Raw genomic sequence first — 20,040 nt, forward strand, 5'->3', positions numbered from 1 at the left:
CGCAGAGGCAACGCAGAACACGCAGAAGAATGCATCAACTTTTCTTCTGCGACTTCTGCGTCACTTCTGCGATTTCTGCGTTCAAGAATGCCTGAATCGCCGCAGCGCCTTGGCAGCAAAGCCCAAAACTCCTCAGCCCCAAAAAAGAAGCCCGGCTTGCGCCGGGCTTCTCCCCTTTCACACCACCGTCACCATCATCGCCCTCACACAACCTTCACCAGTTCGAACAGCACCGTCGGGGGCAGTTCGGCCATGAGTTGTTCCCGTCCGACCTTGGGCGTCTCGAAGCGATCGAAGCCGCTCAGGTGGAACGACGGCAGCTCGCGCGTGATCTCCACCATCGGGCAACGCTCCTCGCCACCCAGCACGTCGTGCCGGAAGGCCGCGACCTCGTCGGCCGGCACGTCGTAGGCCGCGACCAGCACGTTCGGGCGCCCATCGGCCATCACCGTTCCGGCTTCGCGTGTGTCGGCCGCGGCGCGGGCCTCGATGCCCATCTTGCGCAGCGCGTCCAGCGCCTCACCGCGCAGCTTGGGATCGCGCGCCAGCACCAGCACCCAGGTCTCGCGCAGCGGCGCCGGCTGGCCGTCGACCGACTCCGACAGATCGAGGCACGAAATGCCCTCGGTGCTCAGGAAGGTCTTCGGGAATTCGATCGTCAGCACGGCCGCGCCGTCTTCGCGCGAGCGCGCCACCTGCAGGTTGGAAGAGGACGCGATCTGCCGCAGCAGCATCCAGTGCAGGCCGTCGTTCAGGCGGCGGCCACGCGGGCGCACCGTCCAGCTCACGCCACCACCGACCGGTGCGCTGGAAGGCGCGGGCGTGGTGACGCGCACCTTCAGTTGCGCGGGGCCCGGCCACTCGGCGGGCACCAGCATGAAGTGCAGCTGCTTGCTGAAACTCATCGCCCAATCGAGGATCGCGTTGATCAGGCTGATCGCCACCGGCGGATCCAGCAGCACGTCGACCGCCTGCAGCTCGGAGCTGACGGCGGCGCCGGTCGCCTCGATCTCGGTGCTGCGTTCATCGATCACGTGGCGCACCAGCTCGGAGAGGTCGACGCGCTCGCGCGCCTGGCGGATGCGGCCGCCCGCGAGTCGCGTGATCTGCTGCGCGCGCAGGCTGGTGCCGCGCAACTGGTGCATCGCGTCGCTGAGGGCCTTCGCCTCGCTGCGGCGCAGGCGCCCCGCGCCCACCAGGTAGTTCAGCGCGCGCAGCAGCAGGTTGCTGCTTTCCACCGCCTGCTCGGACAAGGCCGCGACCAGGTTGGGCCATTGCTGCGACATCGACCAGGGGGCATTGGGGTCCACGGGCCCGAACGTGCCGGCGCCGTCGGACCAGCGTCGCCCCGTCACGGGCGCAGTCGTGGCTACCGCGGCCGGCCTGGGTGTGGAGACTGCGGGGCCGATGGAGACCGCGGGCTCCTGCTCCACCAGCGTCAGGCCGGGGAAGTCGAGGGTGTTGTTGCTCATAGGGGACCTCCGGAGGGGTACAGGGGCATCGGGGCGGACTGGCTGGCGCCCATCTGGTTGCATTGATGGGAGCAGTAATCGACCAGCGTGTCGATTTCCGTGGACTTGTCGAAGACGGCGTCGACGCCCAGCTGCGCGCAGCGCTTGCGCACGCTGGCATTCACGTAATTGCTGAACACGATGATCTTCTGTTCGGGCCGGGCGCGCTGCACGCGCTGCACGAGCCGCATGCCGCTGCCTCCCTTGAGGAACAGGTCGACGATCAGCATGTCCCAGTGATTGCGGGCGGCGATCCAGCCCAGGGCGTCTTCTTCGGTGGCACTGCCACCCACGACCTTCACGCAGGTGAGCTCCTCAAGAGCCCCCACGAGGTTCTCCTGAATCTCTGCGTTGTCCTCCACGACGAAAACTGCAAGTTGCACGGGAGCTCAATGGGTAAGGGTCGGTTTCAAGGCGTAAGGCACTCTAGCCCCTCAGCTACGCTCGCTATTCGGAGGGGCACGCGTTTGCATGTAGGAAGCTACCTACGGCCACCCCGTCGGGCTGCTTGCACACGTAAGATGAGCGACAAGGATGTCCATGGAACCGGTGATCGCGAACAACGCAGGGCAGCTGCTGGAGCTGGTGGAACGCAGCGCATTCGTGGGCTTCTGGCGCCTCGATGCGCGCACAAGCACGCTGTACTGGTCCGCGCAACTGGCGCGCCTGCACGGCGCGCCGCCTGGCTACACGCCCACTTTCCAGGATGCGCTGCAGCACTTCGCGGACGAACACCGCGCCGAAATCACGGCGCGCCTGCGCGCCTGCCAAGAGCAGGGCGAGCCCTTCGACGTCGAAGTGCAGTTGCACACCTTGCAAGGCCGCCGGCTCTGGGTGCGCTGCGTCGGGCAGCCGCTGCGCGATGACGCCGGCCAGATCGTCGGCGCCGAGGGCCTAGTGCAGGAGATTGCGCCGGCCGGCTACCCCGAGGGCACGCTGCTGCGCCACACGGTCAGCATGGGCGGCGCGCTGGGCAGCGGCGAGGCCTTCGTCACGGTGGACCGGCAGGGCCGCATCAGTTACGCCAACGAGCAGGCGGAGCAGTTGCTGGCCGCGGGCGGCGAATCCGTTCTGGGACGCAAGGTGTGGAGCTTCTTCCAGAAGCGCGCGCGCCTCAAGCTGGAAGAGCGCTTCACGCAGGCCCTGGAAAAGCGCGAGCCGATCGAGCTGGAAGAACTCGATTCGCAGGTGAGCCATTGGCTGGAGCTGCGCGGTTTTCCCTTCGGCGCCGGGCTGGCCTTGCACCTGCGCGACGTGTCGAGCCGACGGCGCGCGCAACAACATCTCACCTTACTGGAAGGCAGCATCGCGCGGCTCAACGACATCGTGATCATCACGGAGGCCGCGCCCTTTCGCGCCCCCGGTCCGCGCATCGTGTTCGTCAACGAGGCGTTCGAGCGCCGCACGGGCTACACGAGGGACGAGGTGATCGGCCATTCGCCGCGCTTCCTGCAGGGTCCCGACACGCAGCGCCCGCAGCTCGATCGCATCCGCACCGCGCTGGAGCAATGGGAGCGCGTGCGCGTCGACCTGATCAACTACACCCGCTCCGGCGAGCCTTACTGGGTCGACCTTGATGTGTCCCCGGTCTGGGACGAGACACGCCGCCTCACGCACTGGGTGGCGGTGGGTCGCGACATCACCGAGCGCAAGCGCGACGAGGAGAAGATCCAGTACCTGGCCTTCTACGATCCGCTGACGCAACTGCCCAATCGCCAGATGCTGCTGGACCGCCTGAACGAGGCGGTGGGCGAGCATGGGACCACGCGCGACGGCGCGCTGATGTTCATAGACCTCGACAACTTCAAGGTGCTGAACGACACGCTGGGCCACCAGAAGGGGGACATGCTGCTGCAGCAGGTGGCGCGGCGGCTGCGCAATTGCGTTGCCAAGGGCGACCTCGTGGCGCGGCTCGGGGGCGATGAGTTCGTCGTGCTGCTGGAGAACACGCCGGAGAAGCCGCTCGATCCGCTGACCGCGGCGCAGGTGGTGAGCCAGCGGATCCTCGACGGACTGGGCGAGCCCTACGTGCTGCCCGGCTACCTGCATCACAGCACCTGCAGCATCGGCGTCACGCTGTTCGGCAAGCTGCCTTCGAGCGTGAACGAACTGCTGAAGCAGGCGGACCTGGCGATGTACCAGGCCAAGGCCGCGGGCCGCAACGCGGTGCGCTTCTTCGACCCGGAGATGCAGGCGGTGGCCACGGCGAACGCGGCGCTCGCCTCGGACCTGCGGCAGGCGTGGCGCGACAACCACCTGAAGATCGAATACCAGCCGCAGGTGGGCATGGACGGAAGCATGAGCGGCGTCGAGGCGCTGCTGCGCTGGGAGCATCCCATCCGCGGCATGGTGCAGCCGGACCAGTTCATTCCCACCGCGGAAGAGACGTCGCTGATCATCCCGATCGGCCACTGGGTGCTCGAGGCGGCGTGCGCGCAGCTGGCGGTGTGGGCGAACCGCCCCGACCGCGCGCACCTGAGCATCGCCGTCAACGTGAGCGTGCGCCAGTTCCGCCATCCCGACTTCATCGATGAAGTGATGAAGTGCGTGAAGCGCTCGGGGGTTCCGGCGGGCAAGCTGAAGCTGGAACTCACCGAAAGCCTGCTGGCCGACAACCTCGATGCCGCCATCGCCAAGATGCGCAACCTCAAGGACATGGGCGTGCGCCTGTCGGTGGACGACTTCGGGATCGGCTATTCCTCGCTCTCCTACCTCAAGCGGCTGCCGATCGACGAACTGAAGATCGATCGCGGCTTCGTGAAGGATATCCTCACCGACGGCAACGACGCCGCGATCGCCAGCACGATCATCGGGCTGTGCCGCAGCCTGGGGCTGGACGTGATTGCGGAGGGCGTGGAGACGGAGGAGCAGCGCGCTTTCCTGGCGCGCCAGGGGTGCCATCGCTACCAGGGATACCTGTTCTGCCGGCCGCTGCCGCTGACGCAGCTTGAGGCCTTCATGGATCAGGCTGCCGGCGGCAGCGGCCGCGTCACACCGGAACCATCTTCAGCGGTGTCGTGACGACGGCGCGCGGCAGGCGCAGGATGATTGCCTGCCCGTTGCGCAGCAATTCGACGGCGTGCTGCGACGCCAGCGCCTGCACCTCGATCCACGACAGCGGGGCATCGCCACCGGGCTCGTGCATCTGCGTGAAGGTGCCTTCCGGCTGAGGCTGGTATTCGACCGCGACGACGCCGTGCGAGGACGACTGCTCGGTGCGCACGACGATTTCGCCCGGGCCGGGCGCGGCGTCGGTCAGCGTGAGGATGGCCGCCGCGACCAGGAAGCGCGCGGCACTGCGCGACACCTCGAACTCGCCGTCGCCCAGCTCGGCACGCAGGTCGTAGCCGCGGAAGTTGACGCTGGTGGAGAGCAGGCGCACGACCTCCTGCACGGCTTCGCGCAGCGCAGTGGTGTCGTCTTCCGCCGGCTCCATCCACGTGCTCACCTCCAGGCAGCGCGCAACGGCCTGCCGCGAAAGGCGGTTCAACTTGGAGACGGAACTCGCCAGGTCGTCGGACTGTACGGCGCCGCGCTCCATGCGGGCGCTGAGCGCCTCGGCCATCATGCCGAGCGACTGCAGGTGCACCACCATGTCGTGGCGCAGCGGCGGAGTGAGGCGGCGCAGGATGTCGTGCTGCGCCGCGCGAGCGAGGCTGCGCTGGCGCTGCGGCGAGGTGTCCAGGGCCGTCGAGGGTGGGGCGCCGCTGGAGGCAATGATGGGATCTTCGATGGCCAACACTGTTATGGGTGAGGTATGGGTTGGAAACAAGTCTGGGCTGTCGGTTCCCCGGAAAATGTCAGGTCCACCCAGCGCGGGCTGTAGGACGCGGCCGGTTGCACGCGCATGCGAAGGCACGACAAAGGGGTCCATGTGATCAAAGTCCCTGCAGAGTTTCGCTGCTGCCGGCCGCCGCTCAATGCGCCGGGTCCTGCAGCACGACGCCAGCGGCGTCTTCCACCTGTACATCGAAGAAGCAGTCAGTCTTGAGCGCATGCACGGTCATGCGGCGCGGGTTGTCCGCGGTATAGCTTTCGTCCGCATGCAGCAGCACGTCGCGCGGATCGCCGTCGTGCGTGATCCAGGCCTCGCCCTTGCGGCAATGCAGAGTCACGCGTCCGGGGGGAAACGGAATCGCGGTCGTGGCGCCCTTGCGCACCGTCGCGGAGAACCGGCGCGTCACGTGCGAGCGAACGGGCATCGGCATCCCGAACAGGCGGGACATCAGGGTGGCGGACTGGTGTGCGATTTGCATGGCCGCGATCATCGTGGCTGCGCCACGGACGGCAATAGTCGCAATGGAGGGTCCGCGCGTGGGACGCCGGCTGCAGGATTTGTCCGCGTGGCGACTACACCGCCCGGGTTCGTAGTCGGCGCGCGCGACTGCCTAGGGGGAAAGCCGCTGGTCCCTTGCGCAGCCGTCCTACAGTCGCGCCACCAGCACAGCTTCTAGATTCCTGCAGAACTCAGGAACACCAATCATGAAGCAAGCAGGCGAGGGAGCGATGGCACGCGTGGGGCAGGGGTTGCGGCGCTTCGGCGGCTGGATCCGGCGCCACCCGTTCAAGGCAGTTGCCATCGTGCCCGTGGCACTGGTGCTGTACGCCGCGGCGCTGTACCCCCTCACGCCCAGCATCGGCAACATCCGCAAGTCCAAGCAGGAGTCGCCCTCGGTGGTGCTCTCGGCCGACGGCAAGGAGCTCGCGGTGTTCCGGCGCGCCAACCGCGACTGGGTGAAGCTCTCGGACATTTCGCCGAAGGTGGTGCAGGCGCTGCTCGCCACCGAGGACAAGCGTTTCTACGATCACCACGGCATCGACTTCACGCGCACCGCGCGCGCCATGTTCAACACGCTGACCGGCGACGTCGAAGGCGGCTCGACGCTGACGCAGCAGCTCGCGCGCAACCTGTACCCCGAGCAGATCGGCCGCGAGCAGACCATCAACCGCAAGATCAAGGAAGCGATCACCGCCTTCAAGATCGAGGCGGTGTACAGCAAGGACGAGATCCTGGAGTCGTATCTCAACTCCGTGTCCTTCCTGTACAACGCGTGGGGCATCGAGATGGCCGCGCGCACCTATTTCGACAAGCACGCCAGGGACCTGGACGAACTCGAAGCGGCCACGCTGGTGGGCATGCTCAAGGGCACTTCCTACTACAACCCCGTGATGAATCCCGAGCGCGCCGTGCAGCGGCGCAACACGGTGCTGGCCATGATGGTCAGGGAGAACAAGCTGGATCCGGCGCGCTTCGAGCAGCTGAAGGCGCAGCCTCTGAAGCTCGACTTCGAGCGCCTGCCCGAATTCAACGGCATGGCCCCGCACCTGACCGAATACCTGCGCCGCTGGCTGCTGGAATGGGCCGACAAGCACGACTACAACATCTACGCCGACGGCCTGGTGGTGAAGACCACCATCGATTCGCGCCTGCAGCAGGCGGCCAACGAGGCGGTGGACCGGCAGGCCAGGATGCTGCAGGCCGTGGCCGATGTGGAGTGGAGCCGCAGCGCCGTCAGCGGCCTCGGCAGCGACCCGGCGGCCTACGTGGCGGCGCGCGGCAAGTCCGCGCCCTTCGAATACTTCTGGAACAGCAATCCGGACCTGGTGAAATCCTGGATCCGCGACTCGCTGGAGTTCAAGCAGGCGCGCGACCAGGGCAAGAGCGAGCAGGAGGCGATGAAGGAGCTGGAAGCCAACCGCGAATTCATCGCCAACCTGCGCAAGCAGAAGACCATGCTGCAATCCGGCTTCCTGGCGATCGAGCCGCAGACCGGCGCGATCAAGGCCTGGGTCGGCAGCCGCGACTTCGCGCAAGACAAGTTCGACCACGTCTCGCAGGCAAGGCGGCAACCGGGTTCCACCTTCAAGCCCTTCGTGTACGGCGCCGCCTTCGAGATGGGCCACCAGCCGAACGAGACGCTGATGGACCAGCCGGTGGCGATCCAGATCGACAAGAACCAGGTCTGGCGTCCCGGTGACATCGAGGGCGCCCCGACCAACCAGCCCATGACGCTGCGCGATGGCCTGGCCAAGTCGAAGAACACGGTGACGGCGCAGCTCATGATGCAGGTGGGCCCCTCCCGCGTTGCCGCCCTGGCCCGCGCGATGGGCGTGCGCCAGAGCAAGCTGGACGAAGTGCCCTCGCTGGCCCTGGGCACCAGCCCGGTGACGCTCAAGGAGATGGTGGCTTCGTTTGCCACGATCGCCAACGGCGGCAACTACATCGAGCCGCAGGTCGTGACCGCGGTGGAAGACCGCGATCACAACGTGCTGGAAAGCTTCGGGGCCAAGGCGCCGGAGCAGGCGCTGCAGAACCAGGCGGCCATGACGCTGCTGGACGTGATGCGCGGCACCATCGACTACGGCACCGCCGCGGGACTGCGTCCGCGCTTCGGGCTGCAGGGCGACCTGGCCGGCAAGACCGGCACCACCCAGGGCAACACCGACGGCTGGTTCATCCTGATGCATCCGCAGCTGGTGGCCGGCGCGTGGGTGGGCTTCAACGACAACCGCGTGAGCATGCGCAGTTCCTACTGGGGGCAGGGCGCGCACACCGCGCTGCTGGTGGTGGGCGACATGATGCAGAAGGCGCAGAAGGCCGGCGTGGTCGACACCAAGTCCACTTTCACCGCGCCGCACCTGCAGGACCAGGACAAGTCGCTGATCGATCGTGCGGGCGATTGGTGGAACAGCGTGTTCAACTCGCAGGGCCAGGACAGCCAGCCGGCCGTGGCGGCCACGTCGGACGTGAGCCTGCCCCAGGTGAACCTGAACCCGCCCTCGCTGGAGCCGCCGCCGCGGACTGCCGCGACCGACCCGCAGCCGCCGCTGATCCAGACGACACCGGTGCCGGCCGACGCGCCGGTGGTGGCCGACACGCAGCGGGTGCCTTCCTTCCCGCGCCCCCTGGAAACCACGCGGCCGGTCGACACGATCACAGGCACGCAGGTGTACCGCACGCCGGATGCCATGGGCGCCGCCGCAGCCAGCCGCAGCGGTCGGCCGTCGGTGCCGATCTATGACGGGAATCCGTCGCCGTCGTCGGCCAGCGGGCGCGACGCCGCCTCGTCCTCGTCGACGACGACGAGCAGTTCGCGTGACGGCGCGCCGGCCGCGCCCAGCCCGCGCGACACGATCACCGTGCAGCAGCCAGCGGCACGCGACAGCGCGCCGACCCGCGACAGCGCCCCGACCCGCGAGAGTTCGTCCGGCAGCAGTGCGGGCACCGCGAGCGGCAGCGCCTTCACGCCGTCGGAGTCGTCCGGAGGCGGCGGTTCGCCTGCGAGCGATTCGACGCAGTAGCGCAAAGCCCTCCGCACCGTCCTTGCGGCCGGCGACCCCCGGTGGCGGCACCCGGCCGTGAACCGGTATGCTCTGCCGCGGTGGATTACTTTCTGCTCCTGATCTCCGGCCTGGCCGCCGGCACCCTCGGCGGCATCGTGGGTACCGGCTCCTCGCTGGTGCTGATGCCGATCCTGATCGTGATGTTCGGGCCCCGCCATGCCGTGCCTATCATGGCCGTGGCCGCCATCATGGGGAATCTGGGGCGCGTGCTGGCCTGGTGGCGGCACATCAACTGGCGTGCCTGCGGCGCCTATTGCGCCACCGCCATCCCGGGCTCCATCCTCGGCGCCCGCCTGCTGCTGGCCATCCCCAGCGGTGTCGCGGAACTGGCGCTGGGCCTGTTCTTCCTGGCGCTGATCCCGGTGCGTCGCTGGCTGGCGCACCACGCCATCAAGCTGTCGCTGGGGCATCTGGCGCTGCTCGGTGGCCCCTTGGGTTTGCTGACCGGCATCGTGGTTTCGACCGGGCCGCTCACCGTTCCGCTCTTCACCTTCCATGGCCTGGAGCGGGGCGCCTTCCTCGGCACGGAGGCTGCCGCCTCGATCGGCGTCTACTCCGCCAAGGTCGCGACCTTCCAGGTGCTGGGCGCCTTCCCGCCCGAGGTGCTGATGCAGGGCCTGCTGATCGGCTCCACGCTGATGGCCGGCTCCTTCGTCGGCCGCTTCGTGGTGCTGGCGCTCTCGCCCGCGGCCTACCGTTCGCTGATCGACGGGCTGATGCTGTGCTCGGGGCTGTCGCTGTTGTGGGCCGCTGCACGCTGATGCGGCGGCGATACCACAGACGAAAGCATGCCGGTCCTACAGGGTGTCCGCGCCCTTGGCGCCACGATGAGGTCCCTTCTACGATGGGAACCTCGCATGCCTGAAGTCAGGGTTGCACCGCAGACCATGGACGCCGCGCGCAAGCCGTCACCCACCTCGCCCAAGCCGCCGCTCGATGCGCGGCTGACCGAACAGCGCAATCCGCGCAGCACGCGCATCGACCAGATGTCGGCGCTCGAGATCGTCGACCTGATCAACGCCGAGGACCGGCTGATCGCGGCCGCCGTGAGCGACGAGCGCCTGCGGATCGCGCGCGCCATCGACCTCGTCGTCGACGGCCTGCGCCGGGGCGGCCGCCTCGTGTATGTCGGCGCCGGCACCTCGGGCCGGCTCGGCGTGCTGGATGCGTCCGAGATGCCGCCCACCTACCGCACCGACCCGGAGATGGTGCAAGGCGTGATCGCCGGCGGCTTCGAGGCGCTGCTGCGGGCGCAGGAAGGCGCCGAGGATCACCCGGAAGACGGCGCCGCGGCGATGGACGAGCGCGGAGTCGGCGCCAACGATTTCGTGCTGGGCATCGCGGCCTCGGGCACCACGCCGTATGTGCACGGTGCCTTGCAGCGCGCGCGCGAACGCGGCGCGCGCACCGGCTTCCTGCTGTGCACCTATCCCTCCGAGCAATTGCTGCAGACTCACGACGTGGTGATTGCCCCGCTGGTCGGGCCCGAGGTCGTGACCGGGTCGACGCGCATGAAGGCCGGCACGGCGACCAAGATGGTGCTGAACATGATCAGCACCGGCGCGATGGTGCGCACGGGCAAGGTGTACGGCAACCTGATGGTCGACCTGCAGGTCACCTGCCAGAAGCTGCAGGACCGGGGCGAGCGCATCCTGATGGACACGCTGGGCATCGACCGCGCCGCGGCCGCGCGCCTGCTGGAAGCCGCGGGCGGCCACGTGAAGACGGCGCTGGTGATGCAGCGCTTCGGGGTCGATGCCGCTGCGGCACGCCGTCGCCTGGACGAGGCAGGAGGCGCGATCCCGGCGTGAACCGACACGGCAAAGTCGAACTCCGGCGCTGCTCGCACAGCAGCCCGGCGGCGCCCCGAAAAGGTCCGGACGGTGAGTTTGCCAAGCCAGGTCGCGGGTGATAGCCTGACGCATGAGCGATAAACCGAATTCGCCGGTGCAGTCGGGAGAGTTTCGGCAGAGCGAAGAACGCTTCCGTCTGCTCGTCGAGAGCGTGCGGGATTACGCCATCTTCATGCTCGACCCGCAAGGGCACGTTCTCACCTGGAACGCTGGCGCCGAGCGCTTCAAGGGCTATCGCGCTGAAGAAATCATCGGCCAGCATTTCTCGCGCTTCTATCCGCCGGAAGCCCTTGAAAGAAAGCTGCCCGAACACGAGCTCGAGGTGGCCGCGTCCGCCGGCTCGTTCGAAGACGAAGGCTGGCGGGTGAGGAAGGACGGATCGCAGTTCTGGGCCAATGTCGTCATCACCGCGATGCGTGATTCCGCCGGGCGACTCGTCGGCTACGCCAAAGTCACGCGCGACCTCACCCTGCGCCGCGGCCATGAAGAAGCATTGCGTCGCAGCGAAGAACGATTCCGCTTGCTGGTCGAAGGCGTGTCCGACTACGCCATCTTCATGCTCGATCCCAACGGCGTGGTGATCACCTGGAACATGGGTGCCCAGCGTATCAACGGCTATGCAGCCGAAGAAATCATCGGCCAGCATTTTTCGATCTTCTACCCCCCTGAGGTGAGGGAGGCCGGCTGGCCCGCGCACGAGTTGCAGGTCGCCGAGGAGAGGGGCAGTTTCCTGGACGAGGGATGGCGGCTGCGCAAGGACGGGACCACCCTCTGGGCCACTGTCACGATCACCGCGCTGCGGGACGACTCGGGTCATTTGCTCGGATTCGCGAAGCTGACCCGCGACCTGACAGAACGCAAGCGCGTCGAGGCGGTCGAGGAAGCGGGGCAGCACCGCGAAGAGATACTGGAAGCCGAGCGAAGCGCCCGCATGTCGGCGCAACGCGCGACCCGCGTCAAGGACGAGTTCCTGGCGACGCTTTCGCACGAACTCAGGACGCCCCTGAGCGCGATTCTGGGCTGGACGCAAGTGCTGATGCGCAGCCATGCGACGCCCGAACCGAAAGACCTGAGGCGGGCGATCGAAGTGATCGACCGCAATGCGAGGGCGCAAGTACAACTGATCGACGACCTGCTGGATCTCAGCAGGATCATGACCGGCAAGATCCGTCTCGATCTCCAGCAGATCCCGATCCTGGGCGTTGTCCAGAACGCCATCGATTCCGCCATGCCCGCGGCGGAGGCAAAGAACATTCGGCTGCGTGCCCTGTTGGACCCGGTGCGGTCGCTGGTCAACGCAGACACGGGCCGCCTCCAGCAGGTGGTGTGGAATCTGCTCACCAACGCGATCAAGTTCACTCCCAAGGGGGGGCAGGTGCAGGTGCTGCTCCAGAGAATCAATTCGCACATCGAACTGAGCGTCAGCGACACCGGCATCGGCATCGCGCCAGGTTTTCTTCCTCACGTGTTCGACCGCTTCTCGCAGAGCGACAGTTCGACCACGAGGGCTTATGGCGGGCTGGGCCTGGGACTCGCCATTTGCAAGCAACTGGTGGAACTGCAAGGCGGCTCGATCCGGGCGTCCAGTGAGGGAGAGGGAAAGGGTTCCACGTTCTTCGTGGAACTGCCGGTCTCGATCATTCAGTTGGAAGATGAGGGAGCGCAGCGTGCCCATCCGACGGCGCAGCTCGGTCCGGGCGAACTGGTCGAATTGCCCGGACTGGCCGGCGTGCACGCGTTCGTCATCGACGATGAACCCGATGCCCGCGAACTGCTCACGCGGGTCTTCGAGCAACAGGGCGCGCAGGTGACGAGCTTTGCCTCCGCGGAGGAGGCGCTCCTGGCTCTGCGAACCGTCAGGCCCGCGGTGATCGTCAGCGACATCGGCATGCCCATGATGGACGGCTACCAGTTCATCCGCAGCTTGCGGGCGGACGAAACCCGCAACGAGCGGATTCCGGCACTGGCGCTGACCGCATTCGCTCGCGCCGAGGACCGCAAGAGGTCGCTCCTGGCCGGCTACCAGGCCCACCTGGCCAAACCGTTCGACGTGGCGGAACTCATCCTCCTGGTGGCAGGCCTGGTGGGCAGGTAGGCGGGAACGCTACTTCACGTTCTCCCCCCAGGGCATGTCCTTCCACAACTGCTTGAAGCCGGCTTCCGACTCCCGCAACTCCGCCTCGTACTTCGCCGGCGGCAGGTAGCGCAGCGGCGCGAAATAGCGCGCGGCCTGGGCCTGGAACTCGGGGTCGGCGGCGGCCTTCTCCACGGCCTTCACGAGCTGATCGCGGATCGCCGGCGGCAGGCCCTTGGGCGCGGCGATGCCGCGCAGCGAGGCCAGCACGATGTCGTAACCCTGTTCGCGGAAGGTGGGCACGCCGGGCGCGAGGTTGGTGCGGCTGGTCGCCATCTGCCCGAGGTTGCGCATGGGCGAGCCGCCCTTTTCGTATTGCAGCGCCTCGCCGATGTTCATCGACGCCATATAGACCTGCTTGCCGACCACGGCTGTATGCACTTCCGCCGCGCCCTTGAAGGGCACGTGCGTGAGCTTCACGCCCGCCGCGCGCTCGAACAGCATGGCGGCGAGGTGGTCGTCGGAGCCGATGCCGGTGGTGCCATAACTCACCTTGCCCGGGTTGGCCTTGGCAAAGGCCGCGAGCTCCGCCAGGTTCTTGATCGGCGAATCCTGGTGCACCGAGAAGTTGCCCGGATCATCGATCACGTTGCCGAGCAGGTCGTACTGCTGCCAGTGGAACATCGTCTTGCGCTCGATCGGGATGGTCAGCACGTTGGGCGTGTTGATGAAGCCGATCGTGTAGCCATCGGGCGGCGCCTTCGCGAGTTCGGCGAAGCCGATGCCGCCGCCGGCGCCGCCGCGGTTGCTCACCACGATCTGCGCGCCGTTGCCGAGGTACTTCTCGAGGTAGGGCGCGATCACACGGGCGATGATGTCGGTGCCGCCCCCAGGAGCGTAGGCCACGATCATCTTGATCGGCTGCTCGGGATAGGCGGCTTGCGCCGCCATCGGCGCCACGGCGGCGGCCGTCGCCAGCAGCAGGCCCGGCAGGATGCGCCGCAGCAGGGAAGAGATACCTTGCATGTTTGTCTTGTCTCCGTTTTTCTTGATGCGTTCTCAGGCGAGCAGGCGCGCGCGCCGCTGCTGGAAGGCTGGCCACACCTCGGGGTTCACGAGGCGCGGCGGCCGCTCGCCGGCGGCGAGGCCGCGGATCTGTTCGGCGGCGATGCGTGCCACGTTGCGGCGCGCCTCGTGCGTCACACCGGCGATGTGGAAGCTGGCGAACACGTTGTCCATGGCGAGCAGCGGGTGGTCCAGCGGCGGCGGTTCCTGGTCCCACACGTCGATGCCGGCGCCGTACAGGTGGCCGGAGCGCAGCGCCTCGACCAGCGCGTTCTCGTCGTGGATGCCACCGCGGGCGGTGGTGATGAAGATCGCGCCCTTCTTCATGCTGGCGAAGGCGGCCGCGCCGATCATCTTCAGCGTGCTGGCATCGCGCGGGCAATGCAGCGAGACGACGTCGGCTTGCGCCAGCAGTTCGTCCAGCGTCACGGCGCGGGCGCCGCGGCGGGCGATCTCTTGCGCCGGCAACAGCGGATCGTGCGCGATCACCGGCAGGCCAAAGGCCTTGCACAGCGCTGCAACGCGGCGGCCGACCTCGCCGATCCCGACGATGCCCACCGTGCGGCCGTGCAGCTCGTGGCCCATCACGTTTTCGCGGGTGAAGCCGGTCTCGCGGCGCAGGCGCCGGTCGCACTCGATCATCCGGCGCGAGATCGCCAGCATCATCGCCAACGTGTGTTCGGCCACCGAGTCGGCATTGCCGCCGGACTGGTTGACCACGGCGATGCCGGCCGCGGTGCAGGCGGGCACGTCCACGGTGTCATAGCCGGCGCCCGAGGACGAAACGCACAGCAGGTTCGGGCAGCGGGCGATCAGCTCCGGGCTGACGAACCACTGGCGCGGCAGTTCGTCCTTCGCGGCGGAGACGTGGTACACGTGCGCCGAGGCCAGCAGGTCCCAGGCCGCGGCCGGGTTCGTGCGGGCCGGGAACACGGCGAGCGAGAGGCCAGTCTGGCCATCGAGGCCCTGGTCGAAGGCCGGATCGATCCACAGGTCCGAGCGGACCACGCGCAGCGCGTTGGCCATCGCGTTCAGATCGCCGTGGGATCGCAGCCGATCGCCTTCAGGCGCGCATCGATCCAGGAGGTGTCGTGCTTGCCGGCAGCGATGTTGGCCAGCGTCACCTTCTCCTGCGCGACCTTTTCGCGCGCGGCGGCCAGCACCTGCTCGACGTCGTCGAAAGGCACGCACAACAGCCCGTCGGCGTCGCCGAGGATCAGGTCGCCGGGGTGGATCACCATGCCGTCGATGGCGATGGGCACGTTGATCTCGCCGGGGCCGTCCTTGTAGGGGCCGCGGTGGGTGACGCCGGCGGCGTAGATGGGGAAGTCGCCTTCGCCGATGAAGTCGACGTCGCGCACGGCGCCATTGAGCACCACGCCCGCCAGCTTGCGGCTGATGGCGTAGCTCACCATGATTTCGCCGAACAGCGAGTTGGTCAGGTCGCCGCCGGCGTCGACGACGATCACGTCGCCGGGCACGGCCATGTCCAGCGCCTTGTGGATCATCAGGTTGTCGCCGGGGCGCGCCTTGACGGTGAGCGCGGGGCCGCCGAGGCGGGCGCCCTTGTGGTAGGGCCGCAGGCGGGAGCCGCCGGCGGTCATGCGGGTCATGACGTCGCTGATGTTCGCGACCGGAATGTCGGCGAAGGCCTGGACGTATTTCGCGTCGACCTGGCGCTGGCGCTTGCGGATCTGGAGACCGACCATGTGCTGTTCTCTCTGTGCTGACAAAAGAAGGGGTGAATGTACGGGAATCTCAGGCGCCGGCCCGCGCCGGCACCAGGTAGCTGGCGTCGAGTTCGGAGAGCGCGTTCACGCCGAGCATGGCCATGTTGCGCGAGACCTCCTCGCGCAGCAGCGCGACCGCCTTGCGCACGCCCGGCTCGCCGGCCACGGCGGCGGCGTAGTTGAAGGGGCGGCCGATGAACACGAACTTCGCACCCAGGGCGATCGCCTTGAGCACGTCGGTGCCGCGGCGAAAGCCGCTGTCGATCATCACCGGCAGGTCGGGGCAGGCCGCCACCACCTGCGGCAGCATGCGCAGCGGTGCGACGGTGCCATCGAGCTGGCGGCCGCCGTGGTTGGAGACGATGATGCCGTCGGCGCCGCAGTCGGCCGCGATGCGGGCGTCGCGCGGATCGAGGATGCCCTTGATCACCAGCGTGCCGGGCCACAGGCGGCGGATCATCCGGAAGTGGTCCCAGTTCAGGTGGCCGCGATCGGAAAAATCCCGCTGCACGTTGGCCGACAGGATGGGCGCGCCACGCCGCGCGTAGTTGTTCTCGAAGTGCGGCATGCCGTGGCATGCGATGGTCTTCAGGAAGGTGCCGAAGGTCCAGCGCGGATGCGTGATGCCCTGCCACGCGAGCGCCAGGCTCGGGCGCAGCGGCGTCGAGAAGCCGGCGCGGATGTTGTTCTCGCGGTTCGAGGCGATGGAGGCATCGACGGTGACCACGAGGGTGCGAAAGCCCGCCGCCTGCACGCGCTCGATCAGGGCGACGATCTCGGGCTCGCTGCCGGGCACGTAGGCCTGGAACCAGGCGTCGGGATTGGCCTGCGCCACGTCCTCCATGCGGATCAGCGAGGAGCCGCTCATGATCATCGGCACGCCCTCGGCGCGTGCGCCCTGCGTGAGCACCAGGTCACCGCGGTAAGCCGAGAGCGCGCTGATCCCCATGGGCGCCATGCCGAAGGGCGCCGACCAGCGCTTGCCGAACAGCGTGGCGGCGGTGACGCGGCGCGACATGTCGACCAGCATGCGCGGCAGGAACTCGTACTGCTGGAAGGACAGCACGTTGGCGCGCAGCGAGTGATTGCGCTCGACCGCGCCCGAGATGTAGGCGAACACGGGCTTGGGCAGATGGCTGCGCGCCGCACGCTCGAAGTCGTCGAGGCACAGGATATGGCCGAGGCGGGCGGGGAGGGTGATGGGCTCGCTGGGCACCGCAGCCGAGGCAGGAGGCTGGGCAGCAGCAGCGCCGCCCGAGGAGGATTCGATCTGCATGGAAGCGGCAGTGTCGCGCGGGAGCTTACTCGCGTCCAATACATAATAGCTTCCTCATTGATGCCAGGACGGTATCAACGAGTTCAAGCGTTCGAAATTCTTTCGACCAACGCCCACGCGCAATTTCGCCAGACGAAGAATGACCGACATCCGTCAGCTCCGCTACTTCCAGGCCGTGGCCGAGGAATTGCACTTCGGGCGCGCCGCCGCGCGGCTGGCCATTGCGCAGCCGGCGCTGTCGCGGCAGATCCAGCAGCTGGAACAGGAGCTCGGCACGCCCCTGCTGCGCCGCACGCAGCGCCGGGTCGAGCTGTTGCCCGCCGGGGCCTTGCTGCTCGAACGCAGCCGCGCCCTGCAGCAGGAACTGGCCCGCACGCTCAGCGACGTCCGCCGCACCGGGGCGGGTGAGCTCGGGCGGCTGTCGCTGGGCTTCATCCACTCGTCCACGTATGGCCTGCTGCCGTCGATCATCGGCCGCTTTCGCCAGCAGTACCCCGCCATCGAGCTGCAGCTGCACGAGCTGCCCATCACCGCGCAGCATGCGGCGCTGCTGCGCGGGACCATCGATCTCGGCCTGCTGCGGGTGCAGGCCGCGCCGGCCGAGATCGAGGTGGTGCCGGTGATGCCGGATCCCTTCGTGCTGGCCCTTCCCGCGAAGCACCCGCTGGCGCAAGCGAGCAAGGTGCGGCTCAAGCAGCTGGCCACCGAACCCTTCGTGATGTTCTCCAAGGGCGAGGCGCCGCTCTTCCACGCGCGGGTGCAGGCGATGTGCGAGCAGGCCGGCTTCAGTCCGCTGGTGGTGCAGCATGCGACGCAGATCCACACCGTGATCGGCCTGGTGGGCGCGGGGCTGGGAGTGGCCGTGGTGCCGGCCTCGGGGCGCAACCTGCGGCCGCGCCAGGTGCGCTTCGTGGAGATCGCCGACAAGGCCGAGCCGGTGCACGTCGCCCTGGGCTGGCGGCGCGGCCACGAGACGCCGGCGATCCGGTCCTTCCGCAAGGTGACGCTGGAGGTGGTGGCCAGTCTGATGCCGCCCGGGCATCACTGAACACGGAATTATGTATTGGACTGCGGCGCGCGCAAGGCCGACACTGCGGCCCAAGCCGAATAGCCCCAGGAGACTCCATGCCCCCGATTTACGCTGGCCTCACGCGCCGCCAGGCCGCGCTTGGCCTGCTTGCCACTGCCGCCGCGCCCGCGTGGGCGCAGGAGTGGACGCCCTCCCAGCCGATCACCATCCTGGTGGGCTTCGCACCCGGCGGCTCGGCCGACCAGATCGCGCGCCAGCTGTCCTATGCGGCCAAGGGCGTGATCCCGGTGCCCGTCGTCGCCGTCAACAAGCCCGGTGCTGCCGGTGCCATCGCGGCGCAGCAGGCTGCCGATGCCAAGCCGGACGGCTACACGTTGTTCGTGGGCGGTGGCAGCGAGACCACCTCGGTGGGCAACTTCAAGTCGCTGCCCTACGATCCGCGCAAGTCCTTCACGCCCATCATCAAGATCTCGCGCGCGCCCAGCATCCTGGCCGTGCGCACGGATTCGCGCTTCAAGGACATGAAGGCGCTGCTCGCTGAGGCGAAGCAGGCGCCCGACAAGGTGTCCTATGGCTCCACGGGCGAGGGCGGCATCTTCCACGCCACGGCGCTGGTGCTGCAAAAGCAGACCGGCGTGCAGCTGCTGCACATCCCTTTCAAGGGCGCGGCCGAAGCGATGAACTCGCTGCTGGCGGGCCAGGTGGATTGCTCCTTCGGCGCCTATGAGGAACTCAAGGGCATGATCGACGCGGGCCGCATCCGCCCGCTGGCGCTGTTCTCGCGCAGCCGGCTGCCGGGCCTGCCCAACGTGCCGACCATGACGGACCTGGGCGTGCCCATCGTGCTCGATAACATGAAGGGCCTGATGGGTCCGGCGGGCATGCCGGCGCCGGTGGTGCGCTACCTGCACGACCACTTCCACCGCGCCATGCAGACGGCGAGCTGGAGGGAATACGCCGCAAAGTCCGGGCTGACCGAAGACTACGCCGACGGTCCTGCCTTCCAGAAGGAAATCGTCGACGCCTATGACCTGATCGGAAAGGCTATCGCCAAATGACCGCAGCTTTCGGCAAGGACACGCAAGTCGGCTTCATCGGCCTGGGCGTGATGGGCGCCGGCATGGCGCGCAACCTGCTGCACAAAGGCTATTCGCTGCACGTGTACGCGCGCCGCGACGCTGCCGCGCAGCCGCTGGTGCAGGCCGGCGCGCAGCGCGCGGCCTCGCCCGAGGCAGTGGGGCGCGCCTGTCGCCTGGTGTTCCTGTGCCTGTCCGACGACGCGGCCGTGGAGCAGGTGCTGTTCGGCGAGCAGGGGCTCGCGCGCGGCCTCGCCAAAGGCAGCGTGGTGGTGGACACGAGCACCATCTCCGCGACCTCGGCGCGCAGCTTCGCGCAGCGCCTGGCGCAAGGCGGCGTCGCCTTCGTCGACGCGCCGATCTCCGGCGGCCAGCAGGGCGCCGAGGCGGGCACGCTGGCGGTGATGGTGGGCGGCGCGGCCGATGTGGTCGCCGCCTGCCGCGAGGCGATGGAAGCCTTCGGCAAGACCATCACGCATGTCGGCGACGTGGGCGCCGGGCAGACCGTGAAGGCCTGCAACCAGGTGGCCGTGGCCGGTGCGATGCTCGGCGTGGCGGATGCGATCGCCCTGGCCAAGTCGCAGGGCGTGGATCCCAAGGTGATGCGCGAGGTGGTGCTGGGTGGCAGCGGCCGCAGCTTCGCGCTGGAGCGTCACGGCCAACGGATCATCGACTGCGACTTCCAGCCCGGCTTCCGTGCCCGCCTGATGCGCAAGGACCTGGGCATTGCCCTCGCGACGGCGCGCAGCGCCGGCGCCAACCTGCAAGGCGCGGAACTCGTCGAGCGATTGGTCGGCGAGCTGTGCGACAGCGGGCGCGCGGAGATGGACTGGAACATGCTGGGGCTGCTGGTGCAGGAGAAGGGCGAGCCCAAGCCCTGAGTCGGTCCATGTCATTGCGGGCTTACCCGCAATCCACGCGGCCCTGGTGCAAGCGCCGCATGGATCCCGGGTCGAGCCGGGGATGACATCCCTTCGATGTCATTGCGGGCTCGACCCGCAATCCACGACCGCGTGAATCTGGCGCACGGTGTCGGGTGGGGCCAGGTCGCCGTCAACCCCGAGTTTTTCCGCTAAGCGCG

Annotated in this window: 16 protein-coding genes; 8 read left to right on the forward strand and 8 right to left on the reverse strand. The window is 68.0% G+C overall.

All coding sequences use genetic code 11. From position 1 onward, the window contains the following. Window positions 1-203: 203 nt before the first annotated feature. Window positions 204-1,472 carry a hypothetical protein gene (locus JWP60_RS15945; protein ID WP_299793367.1) on the reverse strand — a complete coding sequence of 423 codons (1,269 nt, stop codon included), beginning with the start codon at window positions 1,470-1,472 and terminating at the stop codon, window positions 204-206. Continuing rightward, window positions 1,469-1,894, reverse strand: a complete 426-nt coding sequence (locus JWP60_RS15950) for a response regulator (RefSeq protein WP_299793370.1) — start codon at window positions 1,892-1,894, stop codon at window positions 1,469-1,471. Before JWP60_RS15950 ends, JWP60_RS15945 begins: the two co-directional genes overlap by 4 nt. Before the next feature lie 151 nt (window positions 1,895-2,045). On the opposite strand from JWP60_RS15950, the gene JWP60_RS15955 reads away from it, so the two are divergent. After that, window positions 2,046-4,532: an EAL domain-containing protein gene (locus JWP60_RS15955; protein WP_299793373.1), complete on the forward strand. Its 2,487-nt coding sequence runs from the start codon at window positions 2,046-2,048 to the stop codon at window positions 4,530-4,532. Here the strand turns inward: JWP60_RS15955 and JWP60_RS15960 are convergent. Beyond that, on the reverse strand, window positions 4,501-5,250 hold the full coding sequence (locus tag JWP60_RS15960; RefSeq protein ID WP_299793376.1) for a hypothetical protein: 750 nt from the start codon (window positions 5,248-5,250) through the stop codon (window positions 4,501-4,503). The two genes, JWP60_RS15955 and JWP60_RS15960, sit on opposite strands and share 32 nt — an antisense overlap. Before the next feature lie 178 nt (window positions 5,251-5,428). Continuing rightward, entirely contained in the window at window positions 5,429-5,767 is a 339-nt protein-coding gene (locus JWP60_RS15965; RefSeq protein WP_299793379.1) for a DUF2917 domain-containing protein, read from the reverse strand. A gap of 226 nt (window positions 5,768-5,993) precedes the next feature. On the opposite strand from JWP60_RS15965, the gene JWP60_RS15970 reads away from it, so the two are divergent. The 4 genes from JWP60_RS15970 (at window position 5,994) to JWP60_RS15985 (ending at window position 12,803) form a co-directional block, all read left to right on the forward strand. Beyond that, window positions 5,994-8,813 (forward strand): transglycosylase domain-containing protein, encoded by a 2,820-nt coding sequence (locus JWP60_RS15970; protein WP_299793382.1) that lies wholly within the window; start codon window positions 5,994-5,996, stop codon window positions 8,811-8,813. An 80-nt stretch (window positions 8,814-8,893) separates the two neighbouring features. After that, a complete protein-coding gene (locus JWP60_RS15975) occupies window positions 8,894-9,616 on the forward strand; it encodes a sulfite exporter TauE/SafE family protein (RefSeq protein ID WP_299793385.1) in 723 nt (240 codons plus the stop codon). A gap of 96 nt (window positions 9,617-9,712) precedes the next feature. Beyond that, window positions 9,713-10,666 carry an N-acetylmuramic acid 6-phosphate etherase gene (gene murQ / locus JWP60_RS15980; protein WP_299793388.1) on the forward strand — a complete coding sequence of 318 codons (954 nt, stop codon included), beginning with the start codon at window positions 9,713-9,715 and terminating at the stop codon, window positions 10,664-10,666. Window positions 10,667-10,778: 112 nt separating this feature from the next. After that, entirely contained in the window at window positions 10,779-12,803 is a 2,025-nt protein-coding gene (locus JWP60_RS15985; RefSeq protein WP_299793391.1) for a PAS domain S-box protein, read from the forward strand. A gap of 9 nt (window positions 12,804-12,812) precedes the next feature. Here the strand turns inward: JWP60_RS15985 and JWP60_RS15990 are convergent, their stop codons facing one another. From JWP60_RS15990 to JWP60_RS16005, 4 genes are read right to left on the reverse strand one after another with little or no spacing between them, the layout of a single operon-like run. Further along, a complete protein-coding gene (locus tag JWP60_RS15990; protein WP_299793394.1) occupies window positions 12,813-13,808 on the reverse strand; it encodes a tripartite tricarboxylate transporter substrate binding protein in 996 nt (331 codons plus the stop codon). Window positions 13,809-13,841: 33 nt separating this feature from the next. Continuing rightward, the gene (locus JWP60_RS15995; RefSeq protein ID WP_299793397.1) at window positions 13,842-14,873 is read right to left on the reverse strand and encodes a hydroxyacid dehydrogenase; all 1,032 of its coding nucleotides are present in this window, start codon (window positions 14,871-14,873) and stop codon (window positions 13,842-13,844) included. A 5-nt stretch (window positions 14,874-14,878) separates the two neighbouring features. After that, window positions 14,879-15,556: an RraA family protein gene (locus JWP60_RS16000; RefSeq protein ID WP_299793400.1), complete on the reverse strand. Its 678-nt coding sequence runs from the start codon at window positions 15,554-15,556 to the stop codon at window positions 14,879-14,881. 49 nt (window positions 15,557-15,605) lie between these two features. Beyond that, complete coding sequence (locus tag JWP60_RS16005) at window positions 15,606-16,853, reverse strand: alpha-hydroxy acid oxidase (protein WP_299793403.1); 1,248 nt, start codon at window positions 16,851-16,853, stop codon at window positions 15,606-15,608. A 139-nt stretch (window positions 16,854-16,992) separates the two neighbouring features. On the opposite strand from JWP60_RS16005, the gene JWP60_RS16010 reads away from it, so the two are divergent. From JWP60_RS16010 to JWP60_RS16020, 3 genes are all read left to right on the forward strand, one after another. Further along, on the forward strand, window positions 16,993-17,901 hold the full coding sequence (locus tag JWP60_RS16010) for a LysR family transcriptional regulator (protein ID WP_299793406.1): 909 nt from the start codon (window positions 16,993-16,995) through the stop codon (window positions 17,899-17,901). Between the two features lie 77 nt (window positions 17,902-17,978). Continuing rightward, on the forward strand, window positions 17,979-18,941 hold the full coding sequence (locus JWP60_RS16015) for a tripartite tricarboxylate transporter substrate binding protein (protein ID WP_299793408.1): 963 nt from the start codon (window positions 17,979-17,981) through the stop codon (window positions 18,939-18,941). Next, on the forward strand, window positions 18,938-19,840 hold the full coding sequence (locus JWP60_RS16020) for an NAD(P)-dependent oxidoreductase (protein WP_299793411.1): 903 nt from the start codon (window positions 18,938-18,940) through the stop codon (window positions 19,838-19,840). Before JWP60_RS16015 ends, JWP60_RS16020 begins: the two co-directional genes overlap by 4 nt. Window positions 19,841-20,040: the final 200 nt, after the last annotated feature.

This window comes from Ramlibacter sp., from assembly GCF_028291745.1.
Lineage (GTDB): Bacteria > Pseudomonadota > Gammaproteobacteria > Burkholderiales > Burkholderiaceae_C > Ramlibacter.